The sequence below is a fragment of the Trichocoleus sp. FACHB-40 genome, from assembly GCF_014695915.1.
Classification (GTDB): domain Bacteria; phylum Cyanobacteriota; class Cyanobacteriia; order Cyanobacteriales; family FACHB-T130; genus Funiculus; species Funiculus sociatus.
The window spans coordinates 80,594-95,563 of sequence record NZ_JACJPF010000044.1 but is presented as its reverse complement, the minus strand read 5'-3'; the positions used below and the strand labels follow the sequence as shown (position 1 = coordinate 95,563).

14 protein-coding genes are annotated in these 14,970 nt (G+C 43.5%); 7 read left to right on the top strand and 7 right to left on the bottom strand.

Annotated elements, in window-relative coordinates:
- Positions 1-289: 289 nt before the first annotated feature.
- The 3 genes from H6F63_RS08205 to H6F63_RS08195 all read right to left on the bottom strand — a co-directional run bounded on the left by H6F63_RS08205 (position 290) and on the right by H6F63_RS08195 (position 4,010).
- Positions 290-1,420, bottom strand: a complete 1,131-nt coding sequence (locus H6F63_RS08205; protein ID WP_190636441.1) for a tetratricopeptide repeat protein — start codon at positions 1,418-1,420, stop codon at positions 290-292.
- 371 nt (positions 1,421-1,791) lie between these two features.
- Positions 1,792-2,772 (bottom strand): protein-methionine-sulfoxide reductase catalytic subunit MsrP, encoded by a 981-nt coding sequence (gene msrP / locus H6F63_RS08200; RefSeq protein ID WP_190636439.1) that lies wholly within the window; start codon positions 2,770-2,772, stop codon positions 1,792-1,794.
- A 296-nt stretch (positions 2,773-3,068) separates the two neighbouring features.
- Entirely contained in the window at positions 3,069-4,010 is a 942-nt protein-coding gene (locus H6F63_RS08195; RefSeq protein WP_190636437.1) for a tetratricopeptide repeat protein, read from the bottom strand.
- Positions 4,011-4,268: 258 nt separating this feature from the next.
- Between H6F63_RS08195 and H6F63_RS08190 the strand changes: the two genes are divergently transcribed.
- The 3 genes from H6F63_RS08190 to H6F63_RS08180 all read left to right on the top strand — a co-directional run bounded on the left by H6F63_RS08190 (position 4,269) and on the right by H6F63_RS08180 (position 7,168).
- A complete protein-coding gene (locus H6F63_RS08190) occupies positions 4,269-5,690 on the top strand; it encodes an aspartate ammonia-lyase (RefSeq protein ID WP_190636435.1) in 1,422 nt (473 codons plus the stop codon).
- Between the two features lie 79 nt (positions 5,691-5,769).
- Complete coding sequence (locus tag H6F63_RS08185) at positions 5,770-6,069, top strand: hypothetical protein (RefSeq protein WP_190448141.1); 300 nt, start codon at positions 5,770-5,772, stop codon at positions 6,067-6,069.
- Positions 6,070-6,202: 133 nt separating this feature from the next.
- Positions 6,203-7,168, top strand: coding sequence for a DUF362 domain-containing protein (locus H6F63_RS08180; protein WP_190636433.1), 966 nt, complete (start codon positions 6,203-6,205; stop codon positions 7,166-7,168).
- Positions 7,169-7,294: 126 nt separating this feature from the next.
- Here the strand turns inward: H6F63_RS08180 and H6F63_RS08175 are convergent, their stop codons facing one another.
- On the bottom strand, positions 7,295-7,537 hold the full coding sequence (locus H6F63_RS08175; protein ID WP_190418955.1) for an HNH endonuclease: 243 nt from the start codon (positions 7,535-7,537) through the stop codon (positions 7,295-7,297).
- Positions 7,538-7,570: 33 nt separating this feature from the next.
- On the opposite strand from H6F63_RS08175, the gene H6F63_RS08170 reads away from it, so the two are divergent.
- Positions 7,571-7,852 carry a DUF4090 family protein gene (locus tag H6F63_RS08170; RefSeq protein WP_190636431.1) on the top strand — a complete coding sequence of 94 codons (282 nt, stop codon included), beginning with the start codon at positions 7,571-7,573 and terminating at the stop codon, positions 7,850-7,852.
- A 76-nt stretch (positions 7,853-7,928) separates the two neighbouring features.
- Here H6F63_RS08170 and H6F63_RS08165 read toward each other — a convergent pair whose 3' ends face one another.
- Complete coding sequence (locus H6F63_RS08165) at positions 7,929-8,312, bottom strand: KGK domain-containing protein (RefSeq protein ID WP_190636429.1); 384 nt, start codon at positions 8,310-8,312, stop codon at positions 7,929-7,931.
- A gap of 151 nt (positions 8,313-8,463) precedes the next feature.
- A complete protein-coding gene (locus H6F63_RS08160; protein WP_190636427.1) occupies positions 8,464-10,920 on the bottom strand; it encodes a dynamin family protein in 2,457 nt (818 codons plus the stop codon).
- A 123-nt stretch (positions 10,921-11,043) separates the two neighbouring features.
- Here H6F63_RS08160 and H6F63_RS08155 point away from each other — a divergent pair, with 123 nt between their 5' ends.
- The gene (locus H6F63_RS08155) at positions 11,044-11,454 is read left to right on the top strand and encodes a PPC domain-containing DNA-binding protein (RefSeq protein WP_190636424.1); all 411 of its coding nucleotides are present in this window, start codon (positions 11,044-11,046) and stop codon (positions 11,452-11,454) included.
- Positions 11,455-11,618: 164 nt separating this feature from the next.
- Here the strand turns inward: H6F63_RS08155 and H6F63_RS08150 are convergent, their stop codons facing one another.
- Positions 11,619-12,563: an RsmB/NOP family class I SAM-dependent RNA methyltransferase gene (locus H6F63_RS08150; protein WP_190636423.1), complete on the bottom strand. Its 945-nt coding sequence runs from the start codon at positions 12,561-12,563 to the stop codon at positions 11,619-11,621.
- A 150-nt stretch (positions 12,564-12,713) separates the two neighbouring features.
- Here H6F63_RS08150 and H6F63_RS08145 point away from each other — a divergent pair, with 150 nt between their 5' ends.
- Together H6F63_RS08145 and H6F63_RS08140 are read left to right on the top strand one after the other, a co-directional pair.
- Positions 12,714-14,171, top strand: a complete 1,458-nt coding sequence (locus tag H6F63_RS08145) for a DUF2157 domain-containing protein (RefSeq protein WP_190636421.1) — start codon at positions 12,714-12,716, stop codon at positions 14,169-14,171.
- Between the two features lie 83 nt (positions 14,172-14,254).
- Positions 14,255-14,947, top strand: a complete 693-nt coding sequence (locus H6F63_RS08140; protein WP_190636419.1) for a GDYXXLXY domain-containing protein — start codon at positions 14,255-14,257, stop codon at positions 14,945-14,947.
- The last annotated feature ends 23 nt before the right edge of the window (positions 14,948-14,970 follow it).

The following is a 14,970-nucleotide window of genomic DNA, read 5'->3' as shown; positions in this document are numbered from 1 at the left end:
AATTTTCTACCTTTCATAAATTATGATAAATTTAATTAAACCATCTTTATGAAAAACGAATAACCTATCTAATTTTCCATCATAAAAAGTTTTAGATAACCTGGATTTTCTTATAGCTGACAACAGACAAAAAGCAACAATCCACAAACGTAGTGTAGCTAGAGAATGCGGATTGTTTCTTTTTTAGCTTTGCGTTTTAATTTTTAATTAGACTAGGCATCTTTTAGCTAACCTACACATAAAAAGAAAAAATTCTATTTCTTGTGGCTTGATATCCCTAAGCCCTGTATTATCCCTTAATCTCCCCAATCAAAAGCTGAAATCGCTTATTTTTACGCAGACAATCTAAATCAGGATCGGTTTTAGCCGCAGGTAGATATTTAGCACGATTTAATTGAATTGCTTGTTGCAAATAATCGACAGCTAATGTGACTTTTCCCTGCAAAGCATAACAGTAACCTTTGTTGTAAATTCCGTTAGCATGATTGGGATTAACTTCTAATGATTTATCGATACTTGTCATCGCATCTTTATACTTACCCAATTTTGTCAGGGCATAACCGCGATTATCCCAAGCTTCATAATTATTTGGGTCGCATTGTACAGATTTGTCGTAACAGGCGATCGCTTCCTTTATTCGCCCCAATCTCCGCAGCACTAAACCACGATTGTTCCAGGTGTGAGTCTCGTTTGGATCTATTTCTAGGGCTTTATCGTAGCAGGCGATCGCTTCTTGCTGGCGACCTAACTTAGACACTACCGTACCTTTGTTAGTCCAAGCACTTGTATGGTTTGGCTTGATTTCTATGGCTTTGTCATAAGCCGCGATCGCATCTTCATCGCCGCCCGAAACCATAAAACAGCAGCCCATATTATACCATACTTCCGGGTCATCAGGATTAATTTTTAACGCTCTTTTATAACTTGAAATTGCCCGTTGATGTTTGCCTAAATTAACCAGCGCATTGCCGCGATTGCTGTGAGCTTTGTAATAATTAGGATTGATTTTTGTAGCTCTGTCATAGCAAGCGATCGCTTCTGGATTTCGCCCCAACATGGCTAGAGCATTACCTTTATTTGCCCAAGCTTCGTAATTGTCTGGTTGAATCTCCAGTAATCTGTCATAGTTAGCGATCGCTTTCTCATGCTGCCCCCATTCATCCAGCGCAATACCTCTGTTTAGCCATATACGAATATCATTTGGATTAAACTCAAGCGCCCTGTCAAAGCTATCAATTGATTCTTGATAACGTTTTAAATGTCCCAATGCCAGCGCCCGACAAGCCCAGGCATCTGCATGGTAAGATACTAGCTGAATTACTTGGTTAAAATAAGTAAGCGCAACTTCAAAGTTTTTTGACTCTAAATAAGCCAATCCTTGACTAAAAAGATTTTTAGCTTCTTCTATGTAGTTTGTCATTTGGCGGCACCTACGCGCACAACGCTTTTATCTCAAATTCTATCGTTTGCTTCTTAAAAAGTAGCAGCACAGTATAGGGTTTCTCAGTTGGGTGGAATATATGACGGTTCTGACGTTCAATCCACGTTGGTAGGGACATGGCAATGCCATGTCCTTACAGATGTATCGCACCCAACCCTTGAATTGGTATCCTAGGGTGGACATCGAAAACTCCTTTTCTAAAAAGAGAAGACTTCCCTTTTATAGTTTTTCTCGTTCCCAGCCTGTGACTGGGAATGCCTACTATCAGGCTCTACCTGATATTATTTTATGGGAGACTCTGCCTCCCATAATGGGTTTCTAGTCAGAGACTAGAAACGAAAAAGCAAAATTCAAACATACAAACTTGCTACATATTCCCCATAACCGTTGTAAGGGAGAGTCGGGCGTTTTTCCCATGTCAGCTTTGGCCCTTTACTGACAAATTTTTCGGTTGCTTGTGACCAGCGGGGATGAGGTTTTGTGGGGTTTACATTCGCCTCAAAGTCATATTCATGCGAGTCTAGTGTGTTCCAAAATGTGGCGGGTTGAGTGTCAAGAAATTCGATTTTGGCGATAGATTTTGCGCCTTTAAAACCATATTTCCAAGGCAAGACGGCTCTTAGCGGCGCACCGTGCTGTTTTGGCAAAATATGATCGTAAACGCCTACTGCAAAAAACGCTAATTTGTTCGCCATTTCATCAAGGCGCAAACCTTCAGTATAAGGCCAAGGTAATTTACCTAAGTGGAAGCTAGGGCCAGTGGTAATATTTTTGTCGTAATATGAGGTAAAGCGAACGAATTTGGCTTGGCTGGTTGGTTCGACGGCGGCGATAAGTTCGCGCATCCCAAATCCAATCCACGGAATCACCATTGACCACGCTTCCACGCAGCGAAAGCGGTAAATGCGCTCCTCTAGAGGAAATGTTTTCTTAATATCGTCTAAGTCGTAGGTGCGGGGATTTTTCACCAAACCGCTGACTTCAATTTTCCAGTCATCGGTTGGCAATGCCTGCGCTGCGGGCCAAATCGATTTTGTGCCACCAAATTCATAAAAGTTGTTATATTGTCCAGCTAGAGATTGGTCAGTGACAGGACGATCAACTGCGGAAAAAGCAGGATTTACATTTGCCTTTAATTTTGCTGTATTTAATGTTTTTTCTAGTGCCATGTTTTCAGAAGAATCATCGCAGCCGAGAATTGGCAGGATAGTAGCTCCCACGCTGGCACCTATCAGCGATTTGAGAAAGCGACGCCGATTAAAAAATGCGGCTTCTGATGTTACTTCTCGTTCTGGAATTTCCCAGGATTCGGGTATGCGAATTATTGCCATTTGAAAGGTAAAAGTTAGTAGTGAGGATTAAAGTTAAGAGTTAGGAGTTCTTTATTCTTGAACTCCTAACTCTTAAATCCTAACGCTTTAATCAGCACTCTTGACTTTTAACCCCAGCAGACAAGGGCTGGTTAAAAAGATGTATATACTTACGCAATTGTGCAATGCGAAGCTTGACTGAGTTAAATAATAGATCCTTAATAGGGATTTAAGCCAGATATAGATCCATCTGTGGCAGGGTCAAGCCTGGGAGCCTCAACCGTGCCACAGATGGAAATAATAAATAAAACAAGGGTTTAATCGCTTTCAGCGAGTATAAGAGCTTCAAACGGCTTTGAGGCTCGAATGTTGTCAAAATCTGAATCGTGTTTTGCCAGATGGCGGTATTTTTCTGGAGATAGACTTATGGCTTGTTCTAAGGAAGCGATCGCTATCTCAATTTGGCTAACCTTGGCGCTGTAACAAGCTTTGTTATACCAGGCAGTGGGATAATCCGGCTTAAGTTCTAAAGCGCGATCGCAACAGGCGATCGCTTCGGCATAGCGCCCTAATTTCCCCAGAGCAACGCTTTTATTAAACCAAGCTTTGTAGTAGTCGGGTTTAATTTCGATAGTTCTCTCGAAGCTGGAAATTGCCTTTTCATAGTTGCCCCAGTCACTCAGGGCAATGCCCCGGTTGTGCCAAGCATTGGCGGAATCTGGCTTAAACTCAATCGCTCTATCAAAGCTGTTGAGCGCGTCGAGGTATCTTCCTAAGCTGGATAGGGCATTGCCTCGGTTGTACCATGCCCAGTAAGCATCTGGTCGCAGTTGCAGGGTACGGTCGAAGCTGGCAACTGCTTTTTCATACTGACCCCAGTCAACCAGTGTAATGCCGCGATTGTGCCAAGCGGCGGAAGCGTCCGGATTGAACTCAATGGCTCGGTCAAAGCTGTTTAATGCTTCGTAGTAGCGGCCTAATTTTCCTAGAGCAATTCCCCGGTTGAACCAAACCCAGGAGGCATCTGGCTGAATTGCCAGAGCGTTTTCAAAAGAAGCGATCGCTTCTTCGTGGCGACCTAAGTTTCCTAGAGCAAAGCCCCTCTGGGACAAGGCATCGGTATAATCCGGCTTACACTTCAGGGCGTTGTCTAAACTAGAGATTGCTGCCTCAAATTTTTCTGCCTGGAGCTGGCGCAATCCCTGCTGGAAAAAGAATTCAGCTTCGAGTTTTATAGTCTGTTGCATAGAATATGGCATCTTTCTTTAGGATGATCTCATATTTATGATTCCCAAAACAATACCATGACTCAACATTCCGGATAAAAATTTTTGGATTGGGGGTTGGGGGCTGGCGACTAGGGACTAGGGACTAGGGACTAGGTAAGACTTTTTCCTCTTCCCCAATTCCCCAATTCCCCAATTCCCCAATTCCCCAATTCCCCAATTCCCCAATTCCCAATCCAAAATCGGTCAGACATGGGATGATTTCATCTTAAAGAGGGATAGACAACAGACATGACTCAAACAACAGGTTCAACCTACCGGATTGAAAAAGATTCAATGGGAGAGCGGCAGATTCCTGAAACTGCTTACTATGGCATTCAGACACTGCGGGCGATGGAAAATTTTCCGATAAGTGGGCTGAAGCCTTTGCCTACCTACGTCGATGCTTGCGTGTTGATTAAGAAAGCAACTGCGATCGCTAATGGGGAACTTGGCTGCATTCCCGCCGAGATCAGTCAGGCAATTGTCCAAGCAGCTGATGAAGTCCTGGCTGGGAAGTTCCGCGATCAGTTTGTTGTGGATGTCTATCAGGCGGGTGCAGGAACGTCGCACCATATGAATGTCAATGAAGTGCTAAGCAATCGGGCGCTAGAACTGCTGGGCGATGAGAAAGGCAATTACAAGCGCGTCAGCCCCAACGACCACGTAAACTACGGTCAGTCTACTAACGATGTGATTCCTACAGCGATTAGAATTGGGGCGTTGGTGGCTTTAGAAAAAACGCTTTTCCCTGCATTGTCGGATGCGATCGCTGCTTTAGACAACAAAGCTGAGGAATTTCAGGATATCGTCAAATCTGGCAGAACTCACCTACAAGATGCGGTTCCAGTGCGACTCGGCGAAAGTTTCCGCGCTTGGGCGCAAATTCTCTCAGACCACTTGATCCGCATAGAACGAGCATCTGAAGATTTGATGGTACTCGGTTTGGGTGGCTCGGCGGCGGGAACTGGACTAAATACCCATCCTCAGTATTGCGATCGCGTTGCCCAATTATTGTCAAGATTAATCGACCAACCCTTGCGCCCAGCCCCGCATCTGATGGCGACAATGCAGAGTATGGCACCTTTTGTCAACGTTTCCGGTGCGATGCGGAACCTAGCGCAGGATTGCGTCAAGATATCCCACGACTTACGACTAATGGATTCGGGGCCAAAAACTGGTTTAAAAGAAATTCAGTTACCGCCAGTGCAACCGGGATCTTCGATTATGCCAGGGAAGTATAACCCGGTGATGGCAGAGATGACGACGATGGTGTGTTTTCAGGTGATGGGATATGACAATGCGATCGCGCTTGCTGCCTCTGCCGGACAATTAGAGTTAAATGTGATGATGCCGCTGATTGCTTATAACCTGATTCACAGTATCGAAATTTTGGGCAATACTCTAGCAGCACTCACTACACGATGCTTAGAGGGAATTACCGCCAATCGCGATCGCTGTCTCGCCTACGCAGAAGGAAGTCTCGCCCTCGTCACCGCCCTCAATCCTCACATCGGCTATCTTAATGCCGCTGCGGTTGCCAAAGAATCCCTCGAAACTGGCAAATCTCTAAGACAAATTGTACTAGAACGAGGTTTGATGAGTTCTGAAGAACTAGCCAAAGTTTTAGACTTAGAGGAAATGAGCGCCATGCCAGAAGCCAAGATTAATTAGTTTTTAGTCATTAGTCAGTAGTCCTTAGTGCTGCCATAATAACTAATGACTAATGACTATCTAACCAGGAGTATTTTTAATGCACAGTCAATCAGGTGCAACACAATTAACCTTTCATTATATCGACGGTAACACAGAATCATTCACTATCTATGAACCTGCTGAGGCTATAGAAACTCAGCAGGAAATGCGGCAAGAAGTCCGCCGTCTTTTAGATAAATCATGGTGGATTCTTCATCTAGCTGAAGAAACAGTTTTTATCAACACAGCCAATATTATCAAAGTTGAAGTAAAGCCTTCTATGCCTCACCTCCACGGAGAAGATGTTTTCTCCAATGCCGAAAGAGTGACTGCTTTAACTCGTGGCAACCGAAAATAGTTTTGAGTTTTGATTTTTGAGTTATTGATTCAAAATTTAAAATTCAGAAATTGAGTAGGCTGGGCCTTTGGAACGAAACCCAGCACTACACATTCTTTTAAGTTATACAGGCTAGCTCAATCCAAAATTCAAAATGAGAAAATCTTCTGTTAGTTTAATTCGGGCTAATTCCTACGAACAGCAATTATTGCGGGAATCTGTGCAAAGCTTACTGGCACCATTAGGAGGGATAGAAGCGTTTGTAAAGGCAGGCGATCGCGTCCTACTTAAGCCTAATCTACTCACAGGTGGTCGTGTAGGCAATGAGTGCGTCACTCGTCGAGAAATCGTTCACTGCGTTGCCAAACTGGTGCAAGAAGCTGGCGGTAAACCTTTCTTTGGGGATAGTCCCGCTTTTGGTAGTGCGATGGGTGTGGCAAAGGCTAATGGTTATCTTCCCCTGATGGAAGAATTAAATCTGCCAATTGTAGAATTTCACGGCAAGCGTTACGAAACAGCTAACAAAGAATTCAATCATCTGCTATTGTGCAAAGAAGCATTCGATGCAGATGTAGTAATTAACTTGCCCAAAGTAAAATCTCATTGTCAACTAACAATGACAATGGGTGTAAAAAATCTCTTTGGTTGCGTACCCGGAAAAATGAAAGCGTGGTGGCACATGGAGGCGGGGAAAGATAGCGATCGCTTTGGGGAAATGTTGGTAGAAACCGCCAGAGCAATTAATCCCAATTTAACCATTTTAGATGGAATTATCGGTCACGAAGGAAACGGCCCTTCCGGTGGCGAACCCCGCCCTTTAGGCATTCTAGCGGCTTCTAGTGATGTATTTGCTCTAGATCGTGCCATTGTCGAAATGCTCAATGTAAATCCCCTTGAGGTTCCCACAGTCGCAGCTTCGATGAGATTAGGTCTTTGCTCAAATCTAGAGGCGATTGACTTTGTGCAACTGCACCCAGAAGATTTAAAGGTGCTGGATTGGAAACTGCCTACTAAGATGATGCCTATCGACTTCGCCATGCCTCGCGTGATTAAATCTACTTTCAGGCATCTCTACATCCGGTTTATCAAAGAACCCATGAACGCTTATGCTGGCAGATAAGTCAAGTTGAGGCGTATTCTGTAAAAGTTGTTACAGTAGGATACAAAATTACCAGGATAATCTATATTACCCTCCGATTGCTTAGGAAGACCGCCCTTACTCATGCTAGAGGCGGTTTTTTTCTGTCTAGACGAAATAACGCCGGAACCGAGGATCTAAATTGTCTGTTTTGCGCTGGTTGCAGGTAAGACAGAGGGTGTGTAGATTGCTGATATCGTTAGAACCGCCCCGCGCCAAGGGTATGATGTGATCGATGGTCAGGTTGGTTTCTAGCGTAGTTTTGCCGCAGCTTTGACATTGATAGCGATCGCGTTCAAACACATACTTCCTCACTTGTGGGGGGATGCGAATTCTGGGCGTTTTAGTCATAAAATACTTCTGTAAACACGATCCCAGGCTGAGATGACTGAAACTACAGGCGCTAATGCTATTGATGTAGCGATCGCTAAAGGAATTGACTTTGACGGTTCCCCAATTCCCACAGCCAAACTTGAATTATATCAAAAAGTGATGGGTTTGGAAGCTGGTCGTCAGCGCAGCGGCGTATCTAATACCATGCGTTCCAGGATTGTTCGCATTGGTGCTAAGCATATTTCCCAAGATGAACTCAATCAAATGCTTTTAGATGCCGACTTTGCACCGCTGAAAGACAAAGAAGTTGCCTTTTACTACGGCGCTAAATAGCATTAGCAACCGTACCTTTTCCCCCGGAGGAATGCAACTCCAGGGGATTTATTTAGGAATTTTCCTCCTAATTTTCTTAGTTAATTATCTTACGGAGATCGTCAAGCGGCGAGTCTGGTTGGCTAATTTCTCCCGTTTCTTCAGCATCAGGTTCATCAGGACAAAACTCTACACTAACTTGGAGTTTGAGTCTAAGTCTTCCTTTTTTCCAGCCTTTAGCACCTATTCTGAGTATTTCACAATCTATACCTTTGTTAAATAATATATTGTGAGGTTGAAGGTTATCAATCTTATTTATTGATACTTGTTTAAATGACAATGAATAAATTAGCGCCTCTACTACTGAGTCAGTATGGGATGCTTCATTCACTGCTTTCCTGACTTTACCGACTTTGAAGAGTTCTGGAAATGAAAAAACATCATCCTCGTTGAAATCTATCACGTCTATCCAGTTTTCCATGCTAATCTCCAAATATTTATTTTTACAGGAACCAGCAAATAGAGTTCGCGGCTATATAAACAAAGTTCGCCTACACGAACTAATAGAGTTGAAACCCGCGCAGGCGGGTTTCGTCTGTGTAGCCGCGATTTCCAATCGCCAAGGCTATAAACTATGCTTCTGAATGAACAACCCCATTAGCAATCGCACTAACATGGGAATCCTCTAAATCAGAAACAATTGGAATAACATCAGATTGACCAATTACAGGTAATTGATGATCGTACAAACCCATCGCCTGCAAACAGCTATTAATCCCAGTCACGGCTGAATTATAGACTGCTACTTTTTGCTCAATTGCATTTTGCAAACGGCGATTATTAGCAATTTTTTCCTCAGCTTCTTGTTCTAAAGTTTGCTCTAAATAAGCACGAGCTTGAGTATATTGTTGCAAAATTTCGCTACGTTGCTGCGTTGCCATTCGATCCAAATGGGTATTAAGTGCTTGATTGACAGTTGCAGGAAAATCGCGACTGATTGTAGCTTTAACTTTTGGCTCGAAATCTAACTTCAATAGCTGACGAATTGCTGGTTCTGCTTCCACCATGCTTTCACAACCGTAACTTTGAGAAGTTTGCAATAATGTCTGACGAAATTGATAAATTGAAAACGTGCCTTCATCGTAAAACCGCGCACTTTCCCGTACATAGCGATTACACTCGTCACTCGCAGCAGCTTTGAGAACGTTCGTTACCTGTGTCTCTAAGGCTTTCAATTGTTGCTCAATTCCGCCATCATTGCCTAACAAACGATAGAGTTGTCGGTAATATTCAGACTTGCGAATTCGCTCTGTGAGGCGTTTAAACAAACTGGTAACTACTTGTTCAGAAGACTCTACCAAGATATCTTCAAGTTGATTGGCAAGGTAATAAAGTGCCTCGACTAAAACAGCAATCAAAGGTGCGGTAGAATTGCGGCGATGACTCCCGATGGCGCGACGATAAGCATCTGCAACCGAGAAAGTATCCAGCAACTCATCTAAACGACGAACCATCCGAGATTGCAACTGGCGAAAATCTGCCTCGAAAGCATCGCATTTGCCTGTGACAATCTGCTTTAGTTCTTCTGTGATATGTTCGAGAAATTCTTCGCCAACTTGCTGTAGTTCCTGATTTAACCGTTGTAATTCTTGCGCTTTCATCGCCTCAATTTCGCGAGGCTGACTATCTAATCCTTGCAGCGTGGACTGATAATATTTCTTTAAGCTGATGCAAACGTCTTCGAGATCGTCAGCCAAACTTTTAAACAGTTGAGGACGTTTCTCTTTGGTAAGATACTCTGTAATAGCAGCACGAAATTCTTCAATACCACTATCTTGAATTAGCTGCTGAATTACGGGTGTTCCTTGTTCAGCGAGAATACGCACATAATTTTCATTTGGCGTTTCGTAGCTATTAACAGAAATCCGAAATTTGTTAGAGGGTAGTTTACCTGAGTTAGCGCAGTAGTTGTTAAAGGATGTAACGAACTGTGGCGTTTCTTCTCGTCCGTCCAAGCCTTTGACACTCTCAGCAAAGACAGAATCTAAACCAAAGCGATCGCGTCCGCTTGTCTGTTTAATCTGACTGCCGTAAAATCCTAGTAAACCGCTAGTTTTGTAAACTCTGCTAGTATCCCGAAACTGAGCGCTAATCAGCTCGTCTAAACGTTGCCTTAACTGGCTATTGTACCAAGTTTCATCGATGCGGTTGAAGGCAAAGAATACGCGATCGCGTATTCCCGAATTTGAGCGCATTTTCTCCAGCAGTTCCGTTTCTTCCTTGGTCATGTCGCCAGCAGACGCGGGTTTGAGAACGCACACCACCGCTGAAGTATCCGGGTGTTCAATCTTAGCGTAGGTAAGTTGTGCGTCTTTCTCCACTGGCGCATCTATTCCAGGCGTATCAATAATCACATTGCCATCCTGCAACAGAGGATGATAACAGTAATACTCAATCCGCTTCAAAACCGCGCTATTGCTGCCACGACGAGCATAACCAGCAGCTTCCTTGAGATTAGAAAAGTTAAACTGCTCCATTGAATATGTAGCATTATTAACAGTGTTAATGCGATCGCGGTTTGCTACAAATCCCTCTAGCAACAACATCAACGCATTCGCTTGTTTTGCTCTTTCTGATTTACTTTCTCCACCCTCGATCTCGATAATCGCTTTGCATCCATCGTTTAGCAATTGAATTACTTCAGATTGATTAATATTGCTAGCTGTCCCTAATCCCAGCAGCTGAGACAGCGCACCCGCCTGTTCCCGAATTTCTACCTCACTTAGAAATGTCAGCACTACTCGTTCTTTATCGGGTTCGGCATACTCGATATAACATTCCGTACCTGTAGCGTGTCCCTCTGCACTGTAAAGCAATTCCCGTTCCAACAGTGCGTTAATTAGCATTGATTTACCCGCACTAAAAGCACCCGCAAACACAATTTCAAACTTCGGAGAAATAGCTTTACCGAGGGAAGTTTGGACGGGTGTAACATCTTGCGATCGCAGCGACGGCTCCTGATGCAACAATTGTAGTATCGACTCAACCTGTTCTTTCAGATTTTGACATTGAGGCGGCAACTCAGTCACGGTTTCATCCTGCGAATATAAATTAACACTATTCTAAAAATATTATCTAATGGTAGGTATAGTAATATTACTGAGTAAAACATTATCTAAGAATAGATACCAGTGTATCTACTTAAGTAACTTATGAAAATATTTGCTGTCCGACTGAAACCAAACCAAGACTTAAGAAAAAGTTTAAAAGAATTTACCGTACAGCAAGAGATAAAAGCCGGGTTTATTTTAACTGCAATTGGTAGCCTTAAACTAGCAACCATTCGCTTTGCAAATCAAAATGATAGTACAGTTTTAAACGATAAGTTTGAGATTCTTTCCCTGAATGGCACCCTAGCAACTACTGGCATTCATCTGCATATTGCCATCTCCGATAAACAAGGAAAAACCATCGGCGGACATCTTGATAACGGTTGCATTATTTACACAACCGCCGAAATAGTTATAGGCGAAAGTGAAAATTTTACCTTCTTAAGAACACTTGACGAACAGACAGGCTATCAAGAACTAGAAATCCTCCCAAATACCTCCAAATCTTCTTAAAATTCCTCTGCGTTCTCTGCGCCTCTGCGGTTCAATAAATTTTTAACCCAAAAGACGCAAACGAAAGCCTAGTTAAGAATAATTTTAGGCTGGGTTAAACGACACTGAAACCCAACAAACGCTTATGTTGAATTGGTTTTCGTCACCTCAGCCAAACCTACCTCCTATAAACGAGTAATTATAGGTAAAACATCTAAATCAATCTGCTTCGCCTCACCTTCTTCCGTATTCTTAAATAAGGCAGTAAACGCTCCAGCGCCTAAGCCATCTTGAGGCAACATCCGATAACAAGGCATAGTAGTAATATGAGATTGATAGGCTGATAAACCCGAAACTTCTATCGCTTTAAATTGAGGAAATTTCTCCAAAAGCCATTCACAAACCTGCTCATTTTCTTCAGGTGCGTAAGTACAAGTCATATAAGCAAGATATCCTTGAGGAGCTACAATTTGTGCAGAATTGGCTATGATTCTCTTTTGCCTATTGGCACATTTATTAATGGCGATTGGGTGAAAGCATCCAGGTACTTTCTCCCCTTTGGCAAGTAAAGATTGTCCAGTACAAGGAGCATCAACAATCACAAGGTTGCTGGTGCGGTCAAATGTGGTTTTCAAGATATCTGAGTCTTTGTTAATAACCGCAGAAGATTGAATATTACACCGCTTCAAATTGGAAATAAGCATCCCCAGCCGTTTACCTATGACTTCATTGCAAATCAGTAACTCTGGTTGCAAAGCTTTCCACGCAAAGACACTTTTGCCACCTGGTGCAGCGCACATATCAAAAATTAAATTTACTGGCGACCCAATGGTTAAGAGAGTGGAAGCTGCAAAAACCGAAGAAAAGTCGAGACAGTAATAATATCCTTGTTCGTGCAGTGAATGTTTACCGGGTTTTTCTTTCAAGGCTAAGCGGTTAACAAAGCTTGGTTGCCAAGAAGTCGGTGTTTCGACAACAAAGGGCAAATCTTCAGGTTCTTTTTTACACCAAAGGATGCAAGGGGGAAAGGATTTAGGATTAATTAATGCCTCTACAAATTTTTCTTGTTCGGAAGTATCATCGAACAAACGCCGACTGAGTTTAAGCAGTAATTTAGAAGGGGTTTCCATATGTATGCAATCTATTTTTTAAACTTTCAAAGACTTTTTTATTTGCCAGTATTTAAACTGTCACAACTACTTGAAGTCAATGAGGTAAGCAGGTTAAAACTTATTTTAAGAGAAGCCAGTAAAATATAAGAGCGAAACTGGGATAAAATTATGGTTTCAGATAAGTTTCGCCGCCAGTTACGCCAAGAAGCAGAACTTTGGCAAGCTGAGGGGCTAATTGATACTGACCTATACGAACAATTATCAGAGCGTTATCAGTTTAATACTCTGGATACTGCCGCACGCGATCGCTTCGTAATGATTTTGCTGGGTTTGGGGAGTGTCCTCATCGGTTTGGGGATAATTACCTTTGTAGCAGCGAACTGGCAGGAGTTGCCACGCAATGGCAAGGTGACGCTACTGTTGAGTTTGTTTATCGGGGTGAATACGGCGGGTTTTTATTTGTGGCGACAACCCAAGGGGGCGCAACATCGCCTCGGTCATGGTTTACTCCTGTTAGGATCGCTGATTTTAGGGGCGAATATGGGGCTGATGGGTCAGATGTTCCACATCAGCGGTCAGTTCTACGAGTTGTTGCTCGCCTGGGGAATAGGCGTGTTGGCAATGGCTTACAGCCTGCGTTTAACGTCTTTGAGTGTAGTCGCGATTATTATTATCGGGTTGGGTTACTGGGGTTTTTGGGCGGATTACGTAGGACAAGGCTGGTCAGAAACGCTTGCTGGAGAGGAATTTTCTTGGTCATCCCAGATGGGGCAACATATGCCGCTAATTTCTGGGTTGATGTTTCTGCCGCTTGCCTACTGGTGTCGCTCTCGCGTTATTTTTGGATTAGCTGCGATCGCAGTCATATCTTCCCTACTGGCCAATTTACAACCTTTGAGCTGGGGATGGTTTTCTTTTCGGTCAACAGGTTTGCTGTTGGCGATCGCCTTCGCCCTGCCACCAGCTTTATTATGGGCTTATGATGACTCATTGTGGGTTTACGGTGACTTCTACTCTTCAAACCGACAACCCCAACCCTTAGCAACTACAGGGTCATTTCAGCCCCTCGCCCGCAGTTTATCGCTGGCATTTTTGGGCGTAGTGCTTTATATCTTGTCCTCATTTTTCTTCTGGAGAATTTTATCCACAGACTACTCTGGAGATCAACCAAGGAATTTAAACTGGCTTCCCCTAGTGGATGCGTTAATTTTAAGCGGCTTAGCCATCTTTGAGTGGTTGCGTCTAGCATGGCTTTCCAGAAGAATACGCGATCGCTCCGATAGTCTGATCACCACAATCGCCATTGGAATCTTCATCAGTTTAGTAGCTGCGATACCCATCTGGCATCTGAGCTTTACCCCAATTCCCGAACTGGCAACCTTGATTTTTAACGTGCTGTTGTTTCTGTTTGCAGGTGGCTTGATGCGTGCAGGATTAGCACAAGGAGAACGCCAACCTTTTTGGGGTGGTATGGTGTTAGTAACCCTGCGAATTGTCACTTGGTTTGTGCTAATTGAGACGGGATTAGTCTTAAAGTCTCTGCTATTTATTTTATGCGGCGTGGTTGTAATTGCTGTCGGGCTTTGGTTTGAGCGTTATGTCCGCACTCTGTCAATTAAACATTGAAAATGTCAGTAGTAGGGTGGGCAATGCTTACCAAAGCTAGTGATTGTTATGTAATGCCTTTGAATTCATAATCCAAAATCGACATGACACAAAGTTCTCAATCCTCATCAACCAATCCTACATTTGTAGGACAGCGATCGCTATCTGGACGCATACCATCTTGGAGACTCTGGGTTCCCCTGCTGTTCCAGACAAGCGTGATTCTCGCAGCTCCTGCGGTGCCGTTTTATACTGTAATGACTGGTAAATCTATAGTTTTACAGACTGTGCCAGTAGATCCTTACGACTTCCTACGCGGATACTCACAGACCTTGAGTTATGACATTTCCAGTCTAGACACCCTGCGCCGTCTTCCGGGCTGGAAAGAGTTACTTAAGCAACAAGCAGGTGGAAAGTCGATAAATGTGCCGCCGCCTGCGCCTTCTTCAGAATATTTAGTTTCAGGGACTCGCTTCTATGTAATTTTACAAGCGCCTGCTTCCAATAAATCTAGCTCTCCCAAGCCTTGGAAACCTGTGAGAGTAAGTAGCGATCGCCCTGCGTATTTACCTGATAATCAGATAGCCTTAAAAGGCAAGTCCACAGGAAACTCTATCGAGTACGGCTTAGAAACGTACTATATGCCAGAGAATCGGCGGGATGAGATTAACAACGATATTAGTCAAGCTCGTGGGGGCAAACAACGACAACCTATAGTAATGGAAGTGAAGGTGGATACCCTTGGGCGTGCCGTACCGATTAGTTTCTGGGTGAGCGATCGCAACTATAGATTTTAAGACAGCTAAATGCTGTATAATTG